Annotated in this window: 17 protein-coding genes; 10 read left to right on the forward strand and 7 right to left on the reverse strand. The window is 45.2% G+C overall.

What is annotated here, in order from left to right:
- Window positions 1-200, reverse strand: a 200-nt coding sequence (locus ACTF5U_RS00320; protein ID WP_438969630.1) for a lipid II flippase MurJ, incomplete at its 3' end; no start/stop codon positions are given.
- 127 nt (window positions 201-327) lie between these two features.
- Here ACTF5U_RS00320 and ACTF5U_RS00325 point away from each other — a divergent pair.
- The gene (locus ACTF5U_RS00325; RefSeq protein ID WP_438969631.1) at window positions 328-891 is read left to right on the forward strand and encodes an SCO family protein; all 564 of its coding nucleotides are present in this window, start codon (window positions 328-330) and stop codon (window positions 889-891) included.
- Here ACTF5U_RS00325 and ACTF5U_RS00330 read toward each other — a convergent pair.
- Entirely contained in the window at window positions 873-1,799 is a 927-nt protein-coding gene (locus tag ACTF5U_RS00330) for a hydrogen peroxide-inducible genes activator (protein WP_438969632.1), read from the reverse strand. The genes ACTF5U_RS00325 and ACTF5U_RS00330 overlap by 19 nt on opposite strands.
- 223 nt (window positions 1,800-2,022) lie before the next feature.
- On the opposite strand from ACTF5U_RS00330, the gene ACTF5U_RS00335 reads away from it, so the two are divergent.
- From ACTF5U_RS00335 to ACTF5U_RS00350, 4 genes are all read left to right on the forward strand, one after another.
- Window positions 2,023-2,187 carry a rubredoxin gene (locus tag ACTF5U_RS00335; RefSeq protein WP_438969633.1) on the forward strand — a complete coding sequence of 55 codons (165 nt, stop codon included), beginning with the start codon at window positions 2,023-2,025 and terminating at the stop codon, window positions 2,185-2,187.
- A gap of 102 nt (window positions 2,188-2,289) precedes the next feature.
- The gene (gene recF, locus ACTF5U_RS00340) at window positions 2,290-3,405 is read left to right on the forward strand and encodes a DNA replication/repair protein RecF (RefSeq protein WP_438969634.1); all 1,116 of its coding nucleotides are present in this window, start codon (window positions 2,290-2,292) and stop codon (window positions 3,403-3,405) included.
- A gap of 40 nt (window positions 3,406-3,445) precedes the next feature.
- Window positions 3,446-5,863, forward strand: coding sequence for a DNA topoisomerase (ATP-hydrolyzing) subunit B (gyrB, locus tag ACTF5U_RS00345; protein ID WP_438969635.1), 2,418 nt, complete (start codon window positions 3,446-3,448; stop codon window positions 5,861-5,863).
- A gap of 82 nt (window positions 5,864-5,945) precedes the next feature.
- Window positions 5,946-6,518 carry a cytochrome b gene (locus ACTF5U_RS00350; RefSeq protein WP_438969636.1) on the forward strand — a complete coding sequence of 191 codons (573 nt, stop codon included), beginning with the start codon at window positions 5,946-5,948 and terminating at the stop codon, window positions 6,516-6,518.
- A 41-nt stretch (window positions 6,519-6,559) separates the two neighbouring features.
- On the opposite strand, the gene ACTF5U_RS00355 is transcribed toward ACTF5U_RS00350, so the two are convergent.
- On the reverse strand, window positions 6,560-7,873 hold the full coding sequence (locus ACTF5U_RS00355) for an NAD(P)/FAD-dependent oxidoreductase (RefSeq protein WP_438969637.1): 1,314 nt from the start codon (window positions 7,871-7,873) through the stop codon (window positions 6,560-6,562).
- A gap of 141 nt (window positions 7,874-8,014) precedes the next feature.
- Between ACTF5U_RS00355 and ACTF5U_RS00360 the strand changes: the two genes are divergently transcribed.
- From ACTF5U_RS00360 to ACTF5U_RS00375, 4 genes are read left to right on the forward strand one after another with little or no spacing between them, the layout of a single operon-like run.
- Window positions 8,015-8,563, forward strand: a complete 549-nt coding sequence (locus ACTF5U_RS00360) for a flavoprotein (protein WP_438969638.1) — start codon at window positions 8,015-8,017, stop codon at window positions 8,561-8,563.
- Between the two features lie 9 nt (window positions 8,564-8,572).
- Window positions 8,573-10,045 (forward strand): DUF6513 domain-containing protein, encoded by a 1,473-nt coding sequence (locus tag ACTF5U_RS00365; RefSeq protein ID WP_438969639.1) that lies wholly within the window; start codon window positions 8,573-8,575, stop codon window positions 10,043-10,045.
- 1 nt (window position 10,046) lies between these two features.
- Window positions 10,047-10,601 carry a DUF447 domain-containing protein gene (locus ACTF5U_RS00370; RefSeq protein ID WP_438969640.1) on the forward strand — a complete coding sequence of 185 codons (555 nt, stop codon included), beginning with the start codon at window positions 10,047-10,049 and terminating at the stop codon, window positions 10,599-10,601.
- Window positions 10,594-11,289, forward strand: coding sequence for a (5-formylfuran-3-yl)methyl phosphate synthase (locus ACTF5U_RS00375; protein WP_438969641.1), 696 nt, complete (start codon window positions 10,594-10,596; stop codon window positions 11,287-11,289). The genes ACTF5U_RS00370 and ACTF5U_RS00375 overlap by 8 nt, the downstream gene beginning before the upstream one ends.
- A gap of 113 nt (window positions 11,290-11,402) precedes the next feature.
- Here the strand turns inward: ACTF5U_RS00375 and metE are convergent, their stop codons facing one another.
- Entirely contained in the window at window positions 11,403-13,682 is a 2,280-nt protein-coding gene (metE, locus tag ACTF5U_RS00380; RefSeq protein ID WP_438969642.1) for a 5-methyltetrahydropteroyltriglutamate--homocysteine S-methyltransferase, read from the reverse strand.
- A 99-nt stretch (window positions 13,683-13,781) separates the two neighbouring features.
- On the opposite strand from metE, the gene ACTF5U_RS00385 reads away from it, so the two are divergent.
- Window positions 13,782-14,678, forward strand: coding sequence for a LysR substrate-binding domain-containing protein (locus ACTF5U_RS00385; protein WP_438969643.1), 897 nt, complete (start codon window positions 13,782-13,784; stop codon window positions 14,676-14,678).
- Here ACTF5U_RS00385 and ACTF5U_RS00390 read toward each other — a convergent pair whose 3' ends face one another.
- Genes ACTF5U_RS00390 through ACTF5U_RS00400 form a run of 3 tightly spaced genes read right to left on the reverse strand, consistent with a single transcriptional unit; the run spans window position 14,679 to window position 17,404 of the window.
- On the reverse strand, window positions 14,679-15,473 hold the full coding sequence (locus ACTF5U_RS00390; RefSeq protein WP_438969644.1) for a response regulator: 795 nt from the start codon (window positions 15,471-15,473) through the stop codon (window positions 14,679-14,681).
- 13 nt (window positions 15,474-15,486) lie between these two features.
- Complete coding sequence (locus tag ACTF5U_RS00395; protein ID WP_438969645.1) at window positions 15,487-16,041, reverse strand: DJ-1 family glyoxalase III; 555 nt, start codon at window positions 16,039-16,041, stop codon at window positions 15,487-15,489.
- Window positions 16,042-16,054: 13 nt separating this feature from the next.
- Window positions 16,055-17,404 (reverse strand): S41 family peptidase, encoded by a 1,350-nt coding sequence (locus ACTF5U_RS00400; RefSeq protein ID WP_438969646.1) that lies wholly within the window; start codon window positions 17,402-17,404, stop codon window positions 16,055-16,057.
- Between the last annotated feature and the right edge of the window lie 10 nt (window positions 17,405-17,414).

Here is a 17,414-nt window from a genome sequence, read left to right on the forward strand (position 1 = left end):
ATAAAAGCTTGAGAAAATGCACCTTCAGCAAATAATCGACGTAAAAAGTTGGGAATCTTAAACGCAACAAAAAACACGTCTGCGCCCAGACCGGCGCCAAACATCCGGGCAATCACGATATCGCGGATAAAACCGAGAATCCGAGATGTGAAGGTCATTACACTGACAACTGCGGTAGACTTAAACAGTTTTTCGCTCATGCGTTACTCTTATGTTTCTGGATCATAAGTCGGCCATCCGAATGGGAGTCATATGTTCAAGCCGTTCAAAGGGTTTAATTCTAAGGGTTTTTTACTGTTATATCTCGTTGTCATCGTGATTATGCTGATGGTGTGGTTTTCAAGGTTGGACATAGCACAACCTGAAACACGTAAAATACCAGCAGCATTAGCACCGATTATAACCTCTCCGATCAGAACGATACCGCAGTTTTTACTTCACTCTTCACAAGAGCAAGTACTTACTAATCAATCATTGAAACAGCACTGGTCTTTTGTTTATTTCACCCATCCCAGTTGTCAGCCAGAGTGTGAACCGATTTTAACGGTATTGAAAAATCTTAAACAGTATTTCTCTATGCCTGAGGTACAAACTTTACTTATTAATTTCGATAGTCAGCAAAACATTATTCATGAGCAATCTGGGGGGGCATTCCCTTTTCCCTTATATGGTGCTGAGCAGCAATCTCAGATAGATGCGCTTGCAGAGTCATTTGGTTTTTTATATCTGCGTGAACAATTCAAGCAGGGTTATCGCCTGGAGCAGCAACACCATATCTTTCTGGTCGATCCCAAGGGCCGGGTATATGCCCGCTTCGAACCACCTTTCACGTCTCCCTTGCTCCAACAACGCTTCCTTGCTATTAGGGAATTCTATGCACGCAGCGAATAATCGGTATCAGCTAGGGCATCTGAGAAGGTCTGCGCTAATTTTTCCAACGTTGCTGTACGGCGGAAACTGGGGCGCCATACCAGACCAATCTCACGGATAGCCTGATTATTCAGGTTTTCCAGAGGGACCAGACTGATATCAGAGTGACTTACCATATCAGAGGTTATCGCCATATCCGGGATTAGCGTGATGCCGAGCCCACTCGCCACCATTTCAATCAGGGTATAAAGGCTTGTAGCCTGCACGCTCTTACGTTGAGCAGAAGCTGGTAGCTGACAGGCGCTTAAGGCGTGATCTCGCATACAGTGGCCTTCTGCAAGCAGTAACAATTCATTGGTAGGAAGGTCTGCTGCTTTAATGTCTTTCTCTTTTGCTAAAGCATGATTCCTTGGCATTGCAATCCAGAACCGCTCTTGAGCAAATACGCGGTGAACCAGTCCTCTTATGTTGAATGGAAACGCTAAGACGGCGACATCAATACTACCCGCCTCGAGTCGATCCAGTAACCGTTCCGATTGATCCTCAATCAGGACAATTTCCAAATCTGGTAATTGCTTGCGCACGGTAGGCAGTACTTTTGGTAACAGGAAAGGACTGATTGTCGGGATGACGCCAACCTGAATGCGACCCGATAGCGGGTTTTTTTCAGATTGCGCCAGATCCACCAAGTCTTCACTCAAGGACAGAATTTGCTGCGCACGACTGGAAATTTCTTCTCCTATTGGTGTTGGCAAGACTTTACGGTTGGTTCTTTCTAAAAGAGAGACTTCAAGCAATTGTTCCAGATCTTGAATACCAGCACTTAATGTTGATTGCGTAACAAAACATTTTTCTGCAGCATGGCCAAAATGTTTTTCTTGAACAACGGTAGTTAAATACTGCAACTGTCGTAAAGTCGGTAATCTCATAATCGGAATTTCCGTTTAATTGTTTTTAATTAATCTAATATATAATATGGTCTGTGACAAGTACGTAAAGACGCATTTCAAACAGAGCAACGTTATGACTGTTGTGTACAAGATAAGTTTTCCATATTTTAGATACTATCCTTACGTCAAGGACGTTGAGATTAATATTTGATAGAATTAGTCGAATTGAATTATAGATTTAAATTTTTTGGAGACCTATTAGATGAAGAAATGGCAATGTATTGTCTGCGGTTTTATATATGATGAAGCGCGCGGATTACCGGAAGAAGGTATACCACCTGGCACGACGTGGGATGAGATTCCTGAAGACTGGGAATGTCCAGAATGTGGCGTAGGCAAAGAAGACTTTGAAATGATCGAACTTTAAGCATCAGAATCGCTTTAGTTATCAACACAAAGCTTAACGACGAATTAATGCTTTTAGTGGTTACTCACCATCACACCGTGATTCCAAACAAATTGTATATTTGTGTTATCCCAGATTAATGTTTCTCACTTTAGGAATATTATTTCAGCTGAGGTAAGTCCAGCTTCAGGGATAAACCTTATACTTGGTGAGAATGGTTCGGGGAAAACCAGTTTACTCGAAGCAATCTTCTTGCTCGCTATGGGGCGTTCTTTTCGTTCCCGCGCGCTCAAACATCTGGTTAAAAAAGAACAAAAACGCTTAACCATTTTCGCACGATCAAGCGATCAAACACCCATAGGTGTTCAGTACGATCTTCAGTCAGGTTTAATGATTCGTTTAAATAACGCACCTCTTAAACGACTTTCTGATCTTGCAGCCTATATACCCTTGCAGTTCATTCCTGCCAATTGCCATCAGTTTTTTGAACTTGGCCCAAAGTATCGAAGAAGGATGGTTGATTGGGGTGTGTTTCACGTGGAACACAGTTTTAATTTTCACTGGCAATCGTATAAAAAAATTCTTCAGCAACGAAATGCTGCGATAAGAAAACAGAAGTCTCTTAAAGAAATCCAGTTGTGGGATACGCATCTTATCGAACATGGTTTGAAAATAACCGAATTTCGACAAGCCTATCTGAAAGATTTGGTCAAAGAATTCTTACCCTTATTTGAGCTTTTATGCCCGGAGTTGAATGAAGCCAAATTCAGGTTGCGCTATTCAAAAGGATGGAAGAAAGAGAACGATTTTTCTGAATATTTAAAAGGTAATGTTGAGCGTGACCGTGCTCTGGGTTATACACGATCAGGCGCTCATGCTGCTGATTGGACATTACGGATAAATGACATGGATCCGTATGAAATGCTTTCGCGAGGGCAACAGAAATTATTCTTTTTAGCATTAAGTATGGCTCAGATAAAAATGTTGTCTGAGAAGATAGAACGCATAGACACGATTTTATTGATTGATGATTTAAGTTCAGAGCTGGATTGGCAGCATCAAAAAACGGTCATTGAAGCATTGAGAAATCTTCCAGTTCAGGCATTTATTTCGAGTACAAATGAACAACTTGATCAGCTTATAAACCTGGAAAATGAGAAAAGGTTTCACGTGAAACATGGGCTGGTTTCAGAGAAAGTCACTGATGCTATCAACACTAAGGCAGACATAGTAGAATGATAAGTTATTCAACACACTCCTAGATAGGAACAGTTTGATTATGACAACAGAAAACAACAACACCTACGACTCTTCAAATATTAAAGTCTTGAAAGGGCTAGATGCAGTAAGAAAACGGCCTGGCATGTATATCGGTGATACCGATGACGGTACCGGTTTGCATCATATGGTGTTCGAGGTTTTGGATAATGCGATTGATGAAGCATTGGCCGGCCACTGTAGTGAAATTCAAGTTCGAATCCATCCTGATGATTCTGTCTCTGTAATCGATAACGGCCGTGGTATTCCGGTCGATATTCATGAAGAAGAAGGTGTCTCTGCTGCTGAAGTGATCATGACGGTGCTGCATGCAGGCGGTAAGTTTGATGATAACTCTTATAAAGTGTCCGGTGGTCTGCATGGTGTGGGTGTTTCGGTAGTCAATGCGCTGTCTAAAAGTCTCTACATGGAGATTCACCGAGCTGGTCGTGTATATAAACAAAGTTACACGCACGGTGTTCCAGATTCTCCGCTTACTGATAGTGATGCTACTGATATCACCGGAACCAAAATTCAGTTCTGGCCAAGTGAAGAAACCTTCACCAATGTCACCTACGACTATAAGATTCTTGCAAAACGGATTCGTGAGCTGGCGTTCTTAAATTCAGGCGTTCGTATTGTGTTGACGGACGAACGTGACGAGCTGACGGAAACATTTTATTATGAAGGTGGCATCACAGCATTTGTTGAACATTTGAACAAAAATAAAACGTTGATCCATGACAACATCATTAAGATTGATGGCATGCGTGATGACGTTAATGTTGAACTATCGATGCAGTGGAATGATTCGTATCAAGAAAACATTTATTGTTTCACAAACAATATTCCACAACGTGATGGTGGTGCTCACCTCGCAGGGTTTCGCGCGGCTCTAACGCGCACATTGAATCAGTATATAGAAAGTGAAGGTCTGGCAAAAAAATCTAAAGTTGCAACCAGCGGTGATGACGCGCGTGAAGGTTTGACTGCCGTCTTGTCTGTGAAAGTGCCCGATCCTAAATTCAGCTCACAAACAAAAGATAAGCTGGTCTCATCAGAAGTTCGTACGATAGTGGAATCCTATGTTAATGAATTCTTCCATGATTTCCTTGTTGAAAATCCGAATGATGCAAAGCTGATCGCAAACAAAATGATCGATGCGGCACGAGCTCGAGATGCAGCGAGAAAAGCGAGAGAGTTGACGCGTCGCAAAGGTGTATTGGATATTGCAGGTTTGCCCGGTAAATTGGCAGATTGTCAGGAGCGTGATCCTGCCCAATCAGAATTATTCCTGGTGGAGGGTGATTCTGCGGGGGGCAGTGCTAAACAAGGCCGTGATCGCCGCACCCAGGCGATTCTCCCTCTCAAAGGGAAAATCTTGAATGTTGAGCGTGCGCGTTTCGACAAAATGATTAGTTCTGCTGAGGTAGGTACACTGATCACTGCGCTTGGCTGTGGAATAGGCCGTGATGAATATGATCCTGAAAAACTGCGTTATCATCACATAATTATCATGACCGATGCCGATGTTGACGGTTCGCATATCCGAACGTTGTTGCTGACATTCTTTTATCGTCAAATGCCTGAACTGATAGAGCGTGGTCATGTGTATATTGCACAACCCCCGTTATACAAAATCAAAAAAGGTAAACAAGAGCGTTACGTTAAAGACGATGCTGAAATGGAGCGTTATCTAACCGAAGTTGCATTGAATAATGCCGCGTTGTATCCATCAGAGGATGCTGCAGCGATAGAAGGTCATGCTCTGGAAGCGCTGGTCTCGGAATATCAAACGGTTAATGCCATTATTGGGCGCCTTACAAATCACTACTACCCTGCTTTCCTGAATCAGTTGGTTTATCAACCGGAAGTCCCTGCTCTAACTGACACTGATGCAATGGAACCATGGCTGGCAGCAATAGAAATTGCCTTAAATAAAGGTTTGCCTACCGGCACCAGTTATAAGCTAAGCGTTAAGCAACAGGACGATGAGCCAGTACCTTTGGTGAATATCAGTTTCAGTCGTCACGGCATAAGCACAGACTACCATGTACCGGGAGAGTTTTTCTCAAGCACGGAATATCAGAAGATCCTTTCTTTTTCCAATAAAATCAATGGCTTGTTCTCAGAGGGTGCGCGTGTTGAACGTGGTGAGAGACAAGAGTCAGTAAGCTATTTCGCTGAAGTGGTTAATTGGTTACTTGCCGAAGCACGTCGTGGCCAGCATGTACAGCGCTATAAAGGATTGGGAGAGATGAATCCGGACCAGCTATGGGAAACCACGATGGATAAATCCAAACGACGTTTGCTACAGGTCAGAATCGGTGATGCAATCGTAGCAGATGAAACATTCAACACCTTAATGGGAGATAATGTTGAGCCGCGTCGTGAATTTATTGAAACTCACGCGCTGCAAGTGTCAAATCTCGATATTTAACTTAGGGAATTTATCTTGGTTATAAAAGTCATACAGCCGTTTGGTTGTGTGACTTTTTTATGTCCGATAAAAGGAAGAGGTTATGGCCGTGAGTGAAACTCACTATAGTCGCGTGCAGGTAATCCTGCATTGGTTAATAGCGTTGATGATATTAATTATGATTATGGTGGGTCTGTTCATGGTGGCGCTTCCAAAAGAGTCTGAATTAGCTCCCGGTCAGGAGAGTGTTCGTGCATTTTGGTTTTTATTGCATAAGTCCATGGGCATGACTGTCGCAATATTGATTGTGTTGCGTTTAGGCTGGCGGCTGACGCACAAAGCCCCTCCTCTCCCGGATTATGTGAAAACGTGGCAGAAAAACGCCTCTACGGCTGTTCATGGCCTGTTATATGTCCTGATGGTAGCCATTCCCTTTACCGGTTATCTGCAATCAATGTTCAGTGAATACGATACTAAGTTTTGGGGTATCGTTGTGCCAAGATTGGCAGAGGCGGATGAATCTCAACGGGAGCAGTTTTCTCAGCTACATGAGGTTTTGGCTTATTCGTTGATAGCATTGCTGTTACTTCACGTCAGTGCCGCTTTAAAGCACCGTTTAGCAGGGAATGAAATTAATCAACGGATGTCATTGTTCAGACGAGATCGGAGCGAATAAAAAAAGGGCCTTAAGGCCCTTCTTTTATAGAGGATACCGATTTAGTGCAGTTTGATTTTCGGATGCACGCTTCGTCTGAACAGATGTGATAATGACAGCATGACTACACGGAAAGGACCAAACAGCGCCACCTGGTGCATTTTGTAAAGTGAAAGGTACATCAAGCGTGCCATCATTCCTTCGATCATCATATTGCCACGACTTAGATTACCCATCAGATTGCCGACTGTGCTGTAACGACCTAGGGATACCAGAGAGCCATAATCGTGATATTCGTATTCAGGAATTTCTTTGTCCTTCATACGATTAATAATTGATTTGGATACCAATGAGGCCATTTGATGTGCAGCCTGTGCGCGTGGCGGCACGTTTTCATCGTGTCCCTGCCATTTACAGGCACAGCAATCACCGATGGAGTAGATATCATCGTCCAGGGTTGTCTGCAGTGTTTGCCGCACGACAAGTTGGTTCATCCAGTTGGTTTCGAGCCCGTCGATATCCTTGAGGAATTCCGGTGCCTTGATGCCGGCGGCCCATACCTTAATGGCAGCAGGAATAACTTTGCCACTTTCAGTTTTTATCTCAGCTTCATTGACCTCGATAACACGCTCGTTAGTCATTACATCAACACCGAGTTTTCTCAATTCATCTACAGTCGCATTAGACAGATTTTCAGGAAGGCCAGGTAAAACACGATTAGCGGCTTCAATAATACTGATCTTCACGTCTTGCGGTTTAACCTCATCAAGACCGTAGGCGGTCAGTAAATGAGATACTTCGTGTAATTGGGCGCTAAGCTCGATACCGGTAGCACCCGCGCCAACAATCGCGATATTAAGCTGCCCTTCGGTAAGAGGCTTGCCTTGGGTGTGAGCACGTAAATACGCCTGCAGAAGCTTGTTCTGGAATGTTTCAGCCTGTTTCGTGGTATCAAGAAACAGGCAATGCTCGCGAACACCTTTAATGCCAAAGTCATGACTGATACTGCCAACAGAGATAACCAGGTAGTCGTAATCAAATTTGCGCGGAGGTATAATTTCCAGACCTTCCTGATTGATTGTCGCGGCGACAGAAATTTGCTTATTTTCGCGGTCGAGACCATCCATGCGACCAAGACGGAAACGAAAGCCGCTGCAATTAGCCTGACTCAGGTATTCAATTTCGTCTTCATGGGAATCCAGGGTGCCAGCAGCGACTTCATGCAACAGGGGTTTCCAGATATGGGTATGGGTTGTGTCAACTAGTGTGACCTGTGCTTTTCCTTTTTTACCCAGTTTTTTGCCGAGCTTAGTGACCAATTCCAGACCACCTGCTCCGCCCCCGACAACGACAATTTTTGGGATATCGTTAGACATTCGCATGGCTCCAATCCGACGCAGACTTATTAATAAAGATCCAATTTTAACGTAAAAAACCCTATAAAAACTATCTTATTTTTACTATGGAGGCCGAGTCTGGCAAAATTTACGAACTTAATCGGAGCTAAGAGTATCAATATGCAAGCAAGGCCTGAAAAACCCCGTCTGGCTTGGGCCGTAACCGGTTCCGGACATTACCTGAAAGAGTGCCTGGAGATCGTTAAGGAACTGGATGATGTAGATTTGTTTTACAGCCGTGCCGGCGAAGAGGTCGTCAGGATGTATGGTGATGATCCTAAATCACTGGTACCGGAAGGCAGAATATACCGTGATCGTGCGGCGAGTTCGCCACCGGTTGGATTGTTTTATCGCGGTGATTATCACACTCTGGTAGTAGCTCCGGCGACATCAAATACCGTTGCTAAAATGGTGTTAGGACTCTCGGATACGTTGGTTACGAATATTTATGCACAAGCTGGAAAGTGTCGAATTCCTAGTATCGTTCTTGCCTGTGATACGGAGTCAGAAGTGGATACCCCTGCACCAGATCGCATTGTCCGGCTATGGCCTCGTAAAATTGACTTAGAGCATACGGAGAAACTTAAAACATACGAAGCGACTACCGTGGTTGAGAGCGCAGAGCAGTTATTTGAGGCCTTACAGTCACGATTAGCTGAGATAGGTTAACAGCTAAATATGACAGATAAAATCCTGTTTCTGACTGGCAAGCTAGCAGAACCCAGTGTGCATAAAGTTTTGCAGGAGATGGCGCCTTTACCGTTTGAGTATCGGGTACATCAGCTGGGTTTATCGGTCGCAGCTTTAATGACGGATAAAATGATTGCCCGCCGGCTCAAGCCGGAAGATTATCAGGATTGTAACCAGATTATTGTGCCAGGACGATGCCGCGGTGATCTTGAAGCTTTGAGTGAAGAACTCGGTATAGCCGTGATAAGGGGACCTGAAGAAATTAAGGATCTCCCGATGCAGTTTGGAAAGCAGCGTAAAATTCCAGATCTGAGCCGCTATGGAGTCAATATCTTCGCAGAGATCGTGGATGCGCCGGAACGAAGCATAGATAGTCTTCTTCAACGAGCGGCCTATTACCGCGACAATGGCGCTGATGTGATAGATATCGGCTGTTTACCACAGGAACAATTCCCCCATCTCGAAGAGGCCATAGAAGCCCTTCATAAGAATGGTTTTAAGGTAAGTGTGGACTCACTTTCATTGCCAGATTTAAAGCGTGCCTCGCAAGCAGGGGCTGATTATCTGTTGAGCCTAACGGAAGAAACGATCGATCTGGCTAAAGAGACCGATGCAGTGCCTGTCCTGGTTCCCGCTGAGCCTGGTTCATTGGCATCATTAGAGCGAGCCATGGAAGCGATGGACAAGCTGGGCAAGCCATTCATAGCGGATCCTATTCTCGACCCAATACATTTTGGGCTTTCAGCTTCTATCGTTCGTTATCATGAATTGAGACAAAGATATCCTGATGTTCGGATAATGATGGGCGTAGGTAATTTGACGGAATTGACTGATGCGGATACCAGCGGTATCAACGCGATGTTATTTGGCATTATTTCAGAATTGAATATTAACTGCGTATTAGCCACAGAGGTAAGCCCGCATGCAAGACGAGCCATCCGTGAAGCAGATGTAGCAAGACGGATGATGTATGCAGCCAAAGAGGATAATAGCTTGCCACGTGACTTCACCGCAGATTTATTGATTACCCATGAACGCAGACCGTTTACGGACACGGCTGACGAAATTGCAGAGTTGGCTACCAATATTAAGGATCCCAATTACCGTATCAAGATCGCCCGGGAAGGGATCTTTATGTTCAATCGAGATGGATTGTTGCACGATACTGACCCGTTTGAGTTTTATCCTCAACTTCAGGTTAAGGACGATCCCGGACACGCCTTTTATCTCGGAGTGGAACTTGCTCGTGCACAGGTAGCCTGGCAGTTGGGAAAACGCTATACCCAGGATGAAGATTTAGAATGGGGATGTGCCGTGGAGCAGGAGCAAGAGGACTTAACACAGCAGAAAGCGGAAGGCACCACCATGAACAAGAAAAAAGATCGGGCGTGTGGCACGGCCGAACAAGCGGATACTAAAAAGGGGCGCGCCTGTGGCACGGCTGACAAGTCGGATACATGAAGTGATCGTAACAACCCTGGATGAGTTGGGTAACTCACACTCGGCACCCATGGGAATAAGCGAAGTGAATGGTTACTTCCTTATAAAACCCTTCAAGCCCTCGTCCACCTACGATAACCTTAAAATACATCCACAATGCACGATAAACTACACTGATGATGTGCGTGTTTTTGCAGGTGCATTAACAGGGCGTAGGGATTGGCCTACACGATCAGCAAAATTAATAAAAGGCAGGTATCTGGAGCAGGCGCTTTCGCATAGCGAATTAGACATTATCAAAGTTGATGATGACGATCCGCGTGCTTGTTTTTACGGGCAGGTGAAACAAGAATTTACTCATGCCCCTTTTCGTGGTTTTAATAGAGCACAAAGTGCCGTCATTGAAGCAGCAATACTGGTGAGCCGACTAGGCATGCTCTCAGAGCAGAAAATTCGTGATGAAATTTCATATCTGACAATTGGAATCGACAAAACCGCTGGCGAGCGTGAGTTAGAAGCGTGGGGTTGGTTAATGGATAAAGTACAACAAGCAGGTATTAACATTGAGCATGACTAAATGGCTGGCGAGCGTGCAGTCGCTTACAGAAGCAAAAAACTTAGCGTCTTGTCTGCCCGATATTCTTGACTTGAAAAACCCCTCTGAAGGGGCGTTAGGTGCGTTGAAAATTGCTGAGGTTGAAGCCATTGTGGAATGGCTTGATGGACGTTGCTTGAGCAGTGCGACGGTGGGCGACATACCTATGGATGCGAGGCGGCTTGCTACTGCAATAACAAATATGGCTGAGACAGGCGTGAATTATGTCAAGGTCGGGTTGTTTGCTGATGATAACCTGCAAGCCTGTCTACGTGATTTGGAACCCACACTGAACGCATTAAAAACACCAGTCATTGCCGTGATGTTTGCCGATCAGACAATTGATGCTGAAATCGCGTCAATCAAACAAGCGGGTTTTAGCGGAGTAATGGTGGATACCGCATTCAAAAATGGTCAGAGGTTACTCGATCATTGGTCAGATACGCAGATGAGCACATTTGTAGAGACAGCCCACCGCTTACAGATGGTATGTGGTTTGGCAGGGGCGCTGGCGATTGATGATATAGAGTCACTCAAGGGACTCAATGCCGATTATCTGGGCTTTCGCAGTGCCTTGTGCACTCGGCGTCAACGCACACACAATCTTGATTTAACCTTGGCCAAGCAAATAGCGCAATCGATCCAGTCAGAGATTAGTCTGGCAAGTTAGTTAAATATCCATATCATAACTTTATTTAAACGGTTGTGAGTACTTACTTATGTCTTATAAAAAGCTTGGATAAGTGGGACTTCCCTGTCCTACTCATCCAAACCAAGAGGAAACTACGCTGCAGCAGCTTGACGTAATTGTCTGGCAGCGTTGACCATCGCTTCAAGCGCCGGTTTCACTTCAGACCACTGTCTGGTTTTAAGACCGCAGTCAGGATTGACCCATAACCGTTCAGGGGGGATACGCTGTGCTGCTTTTTCCATCAAGCTTCTGATGGCATCAATTGATGGAATATTCGGACTGTGAATGTCATATACACCCGGCCCGATTTCGTTAGGGTAATCAAAAGCATTAAACACATCCAGCAGCTCCATATCAGAACGTGAAGTTTCAATGGTGATAACATCTGCATCCATTGCTGCAATGGATTCAATAATGTCATTGAATTCTGAATAACACATATGTGTATGAATTTGAGTTTGATTGGCTACACCATTCGCACTAATTCGAAAGCTGTAAACAGCCCAGTCCAGATAGGTTTTCCAGTCGCTTCGACGAAGAGGTAAGCCTTCGCGGAGTGCCGCCTCATCAATTTGAATAATGCCCACGCCTGCTTTTTCCAAATCCATTACTTCATCACGAATGGCCAGTGCTAATTGCAGACAGGTCTGTGAGCGCGGCTGATCATCGCGGACAAAAGACCAGTTAAGCATCGTAACGGGTCCCGTTAACATGCCTTTCACCGGTTTATCCGTCAGCGATTGGGCGTATTCAATCCAATTAACAGTCATTGCGTTCGGCCGCTCAATATCACCGAAGATAATAGGTGGTTTCACACAACGTGAACCGTATGACTGTACCCAGCCAAACTGGCTGAAAATATAGCCATCTAGCTGCTCACCAAAGTATTCGACCATATCATTACGTTCAGCTTCACCATGGACCAGGACATCAAGACCAACAGCCTCTTGTTCCCTGATCGCCAATTCGATCTGCGACTTCATATCCGAAAGGTATCTTTGTTTATCCGACTCCCCTTTTTTAAAACGCAGGCGACTCTGTCGGATGGAATGAGTTTGTGGGAATGAGCCTATCGTTGTCGTGGGAAATAATGGCAAGCGTGATTGCTTTTTTTGTAAAACAACGCGTTCTTTATAGGAGAGATCACGTTCTGCCATTTCATTATCAATCGTTTTGAGTCGTAACTGCACAGCCTGTTTATGAACACGCTGTGACTGTTGACGATTTTTGATGGCTTCTGCGTTTTCATCCAGTGCAGATTGAACTACGCTTCTACCCTCATTCAGTGCTCTGGCCAGAATGGTGAGTTCATCCAGTTTTTGGTTTGCAAAAGCGAGCCATTGACTGATTTCAGGGTCAAGGTTGCTTTCCTGCTCCAGATCAACCGGCACATGTAATAACGAGCATGAAGGTGCCAGCCACAGTCTATCGCCTAATCTTTGATGTAGTGGTTCGAGTCTATCCAGGCAAGCATTGAGGTCTGTTTTCCAGATATTTCTGCCGTTAATTACACCCAATGATAGGATTTTGTGTGGTGGCAGCCAGTCGACGACTTTAATGATTTCGTCCTCGGCATTGATTGCATCGAAATGTAAGCCAGCGGTTGGCAGGTCACAGACCAGGTTGAGGTTTTCTCTTAGCGGACCGAAATAGCTCGCCAAAAGCACTTTGACCGGTATTTTATGTAGAGAAAAATAGCTTTGTGTTAGGGCATGCTGCCAGTCTTGCTCCAATTCTGTTGCAAGAATAGGTTCGTCAATCTGCACCCATTCAGCTCCCGCATCAGCGAGCTTGATTAAAAGCGCTTCATATACCGGTAAAAGACGATTCAGCAAAGCAAGCTTATTGCTGTCATCTTTCGTTTTCCCCAGCCATAGATAACTGACAGGCCCAAGTAAAACCGGTTTTGCATTGAAACCCTGGCTCACAGCCTCCTTGAACTGAGAAAGGTACCGTTCGGCGTTAAGTGTGAACTGGGTATCCTGGTCAAATTCAGGGACCATATAGTGATAATTGGTATCGAACCACTTTGTCATCTCAGCTGCTGCAATGGGTGTTTGATTTCGATTTTTGGACGACTGCCCGCGAGCAGCCTGAAAATAACGATCGACGTCACCAAGTCGGGCATCGCTTCGTTTTGGTAAATTACCAAAAAGAAGGCTGGTATCGAGCACATGATCATAAAATGAAAAGTCACCTACAGGCAGCCAATCCAGCTGACTTTGTGTTTGCCAGTTTTGTTGACGAAGATCCTGCGCTGTTTTTTCCAGTTCAAGCAGCTCTGTTGCCCCGTGCCAATATGATTCCAGAGCAAATTTTAGCTCACGGCGTTTGCCGATACGTGGAAAACCAAGATTGTGTGTTGTCACCATAATTGCGTCCTTAAAAATAGCTGAGTGCGGCCATTGTAATGACAGCTATCAATAAGTAATAATGATATTTTTTAGCTAATCTATAAGTAAAACTCATATATGATAGAAAGAAATCATCTCCGTATTATTCAGGCATTAGCCGATCATGGCAGTCTCACTGCTGCTGCAAATGCGTTATTTGTGACCCAGCCTGCTTTATCCCATCAGATGCGTTACTTAGAGCAAAAGCTTGAAGTTGCCTTATGGGAGCGACAAGGACGTAAATTACGGCTTACTCAGGCGGGTGATCTATTATTACGAGTGGCTGGTCAGGTATTACCCGTATTGGAGCAGACAGAGCAAACTCTGCAGGCATACGGCGAGGGGCAAGAAGGCATTTTACGTCTTGGAGTGGAGTGTCACCCCTGCTATGAGTGGTTAAAGGGTATCTTGGCTGATTACCTGCTTGCGATGCCCAAAATGGACGTGGATATCGTCCATAAATTTCAGTTCTCAGGCCTGGAAGGGCTGCTTAATTTTCATATCGATTTATTGGTTACGCCGGATAAAGTCAAACAGGAAGGTTTGGTGTATGCGCCTTTATTTGATTATGAGCTGGTTTTGCTTGTGGCAAATGATCACCCTTTAGCAACTCAAGACATGATTGAAGCTGACGCACTGGAAAATGAGTTGCTGTTAACTTTTCCGGTGCCACATGAGCGCCTGGATGTTTACAGTCAATTCTTAATGCCAGCCGGTGTTAATCCAAAACATAAAGCGATGGAATCAATTGATATTATGATTCAAATGGTTGGGTTACAACGTGGTGTGACAGTGCTACCCAATTGGCTGGCCACATTTTATACAAAAACCATGGCCGTTAAAATCATCCGGCTCGGTAAAAAAGGGGTGATGAAAACCTTGTTTGCTGCGATGCGAGAAGCTGAACAGAAAGTCCCTTATATGCGATGCTTTGTTGAGTTAGGTCAGCAAAAATCCATGGATGTAAGTGAGTAGTTACTCATCCAGTATGCGGTATAGCATCTCACGTATGACTTGTGGTTCGAAGGGTTTGTCGAGAATGGCCGACACCCCGGCCTGACGGACATTGCCCAAAGTGGTCTGATTATTCTCCGTCGTGGCCATCAGAATCGGTACTACTACATCGCCGATTTCATCGCGAATATAATGCACCAGTTGTTCACCGTCCATTTCAGGCATATTAAGATCTGTCACGATAAGGTCGTATTGATGTCGGGCCAGAAGTTCAATCGCATCACGACCATTTTCGGCCTGATCAATATGCTCAATACCCATACTGTTTAATACCCGGGCAATGTGGTTACGTGAGGTAAGGCTATCATCAACCAGCAGGATATTGAGTTCACTGACATCATAATTCTGTAATTGAATTTCTTCTGGATCAATGACATCTAAAGTCGCACGAATAGCACGTTGCAGGTCTTCATGTGTGAAGGGTTTCGGCAATATCGCCATGACACCAGCCTGACGAACGGGCTCTAATGCCTGAGCGGCGGTTTCACTTGAAATCAGCATGAAGGGAATAAGTTGCTCACTATCGGCGTTTATTTTGCTGATGAGCTGATTTGCTGTCATGTCCGGCAGGTACATCGCACTGATTACCAAATCCGGTGGATATTGGCTGATATGCTGAAGTGCGTCTTCTCCGGAAGCCACACCATCAATTTTTTCAATGCCCTCTTCCTGTAAATGCCGCATGATAAGCTTGAGCTGCATAGAGGATGGTTCGACCAGTAAGATCGATAAATCTGACGCGTTGAGTGATGACATAGAAGTATCTTAGTTAATAACGAACCAGACTTGTCTCAACCTCATCACGTGTGGTCTTGTCTGTCAGCAGTTCGATGATGGTAAGAGCAAAGTCCATAGCCGTGCCAGGACCTTTTGATGTGAGTATCGTGCCGTCAATGACAATGGCTTCGTCAGAGATATCGATACCTGGCCACTGCGCAGGATTCAGGGCGCCGGGGTAACTCGTTGCACGACAGCCTTGTAACAGAGCCGCTTTTGCAAGCACCCTTGGGGCAGCGCAGATTGCAGCAAGATATTTACCTGCATGATGTAAGCGTTTAAGTAAGGCAAGAATGCGTGCGTCGTTTTCCAGGTGTGTGGTGCCCGGCTGACCGCCGGGCAGTAAAGCCATATCAAAATCATCGTCGAGCACATCATCCAACAGTCTATCTGCCACCAAACCAACCTGACGACTGGCTAAGACTTGATGTTGATCGGAGAGGCTGGCTGTTGTAACTGTTATGCCCGCCCTTCTCAGAAGGTCAATCAATGTTACCGCTTCAAGCTCTTCACAGCCCTCAGCCAGAGGAATCAAAACGCTTGTCATTTTAGTCTCCTCCTTATCGGTTCAGGATCGTCATTCCTTTCAATAAGTTTAATGCTTGAGAGAGAACATAATCACTTACTTCTAGCGGCTCTTTTTCGGCTTGTTCATCCGTTAAGGTTTCTGATGATTCTTCTGAATCTGTCGTTGCTGCTTCAGGTTTGTCTTCGCCATCGTCACTGTCACCATTATCAAGATGATGAGCCAGATCACGTTCACGTAACGGAGTGAACTCATTTTCTTCTACCGACGCGATACGAATGCCGCTGATTTCAATATCCGGCACGATGCCTTCAGCCTGGATAGAGCGACCAGAAGGGGTGTAATAACGGGCTGTTGTCATCTTGACAGCCGTTTCGTTGGTAAGCGGCATGACTGTCTGTACTGACCCTTTACCAAAGGTCTTGCTGCCAAGAATAATAGCGCGTTTTTGATCCTGTAAAGCACCCGCTACGATTTCAGATGCCGAGGCTGAGCCGCCGTTGACCAACACAATCAGTGGCGCACCTTTAAGCAGATCATCCGGGGTAGCGTGGAATTTCTGTTCAGAATCTGCGATACGACCCTCGGTGTAGACAATCATCCCTTTTGTGATGAAGGCGTCGGAAACGTCCACAGCAGCATCCAGCACACCACCGGGGTTGTTGCGTAAATCGAGCACCATACCGTTGAGTTTGCCATCACTTTCTTTTTTCAGTTCGCTTATAGCTTCGCGCAGACTAGCACCGGTTCTGGACTGGAAGGTGGAAATACGGACATAACCGTAACCAGGCTCCAGCATTTTGCTTTTGACACTCTCAACTTTAATAATGGCGCGGGTCAGCTCGACTTTTAGTGGTTTGTCAGCGCCTTCGCGGATAATGGTTAGTAACAGCTTACTTCCGGGCTTGCCACGCATAATGTCAACGGCATCGGTTAAGGTCATACCTTTAACGGGTGTGTCATCAAGACGGATAATCAGATCACCCGGTTGAATGCCAGCTTTGGCTGCAGGGGTATCATCAATCGGGGTAACGACTTTTACAAAGCCATCTTCCATGCTGACTTCAATACCGAGACCGCCGAATTCACCTGAAGTGCCTTCCCGCAGCGCCTGGAAATCATCCAGGTCCAGGTAGGAAGAGTGAGGGTCGAGCCCTGATAACATGCCACGAATGGCATCTTCGAGGAGCTGTTTATCTTCAATCGGCTCAACATAACTACTTTTGATGCGGCCAAAGATTTCGGAGAAGGTACGGAGATCTTCAAGCGGTAAATCGGGTTTTGTTGCTTCTTTGTCAGCAAAAACCATTTGGCCGAAGACCAGTGTGGCACCAAGAATAACGCCACTGGTTATCAGTCCGAAATCACGTTTAAACAAGCTCATATTCTTTCCT

This window comes from Methylophaga sp., from assembly GCF_965655755.1.
Lineage (GTDB): Bacteria > Pseudomonadota > Gammaproteobacteria > Nitrosococcales > Methylophagaceae > Methylophaga.

What these genes read in the sequence shown, in the direction of transcription:
- ACTF5U_RS00325 (WP_438969631.1), top strand. Translation starts at nt 328, where the DNA reads ATGGTGTGGTTTTCAAGGTTGGACATAGCACAACCTGAAACACGTAAA.
- ACTF5U_RS00330 (WP_438969632.1), bottom strand. Translation starts at nt 1,799, where the DNA reads ATGAGATTACCGACTTTACGACAGTTGCAGTATTTAACTACCGTTGTT.
- ACTF5U_RS00335 (WP_438969633.1), top strand. Translation starts at nt 2,023, where the DNA reads ATGAAGAAATGGCAATGTATTGTCTGCGGTTTTATATATGATGAAGCG.
- gyrB (WP_438969635.1), top strand. Translation starts at nt 3,446, where the DNA reads ATGACAACAGAAAACAACAACACCTACGACTCTTCAAATATTAAAGTC.
- ACTF5U_RS00350 (WP_438969636.1), top strand. Translation starts at nt 5,946, where the DNA reads ATGGCCGTGAGTGAAACTCACTATAGTCGCGTGCAGGTAATCCTGCAT.
- ACTF5U_RS00355 (WP_438969637.1), bottom strand. Translation starts at nt 7,873, where the DNA reads ATGTCTAACGATATCCCAAAAATTGTCGTTGTCGGGGGCGGAGCAGGT.
- ACTF5U_RS00360 (WP_438969638.1), top strand. Translation starts at nt 8,015, where the DNA reads ATGCAAGCAAGGCCTGAAAAACCCCGTCTGGCTTGGGCCGTAACCGGT.
- ACTF5U_RS00365 (WP_438969639.1), top strand. Translation starts at nt 8,573, where the DNA reads ATGACAGATAAAATCCTGTTTCTGACTGGCAAGCTAGCAGAACCCAGT.
- ACTF5U_RS00375 (WP_438969641.1), top strand. Translation starts at nt 10,594, where the DNA reads ATGACTAAATGGCTGGCGAGCGTGCAGTCGCTTACAGAAGCAAAAAAC.
- metE (WP_438969642.1), bottom strand. Translation starts at nt 13,682, where the DNA reads ATGGTGACAACACACAATCTTGGTTTTCCACGTATCGGCAAACGCCGT.
- ACTF5U_RS00385 (WP_438969643.1), top strand. Translation starts at nt 13,782, where the DNA reads ATGATAGAAAGAAATCATCTCCGTATTATTCAGGCATTAGCCGATCAT.
- ACTF5U_RS00390 (WP_438969644.1), bottom strand. Translation starts at nt 15,473, where the DNA reads ATGTCATCACTCAACGCGTCAGATTTATCGATCTTACTGGTCGAACCA.
- ACTF5U_RS00395 (WP_438969645.1), bottom strand. Translation starts at nt 16,041, where the DNA reads ATGACAAGCGTTTTGATTCCTCTGGCTGAGGGCTGTGAAGAGCTTGAA.
- ACTF5U_RS00400 (WP_438969646.1), bottom strand. Translation starts at nt 17,404, where the DNA reads ATGAGCTTGTTTAAACGTGATTTCGGACTGATAACCAGTGGCGTTATT.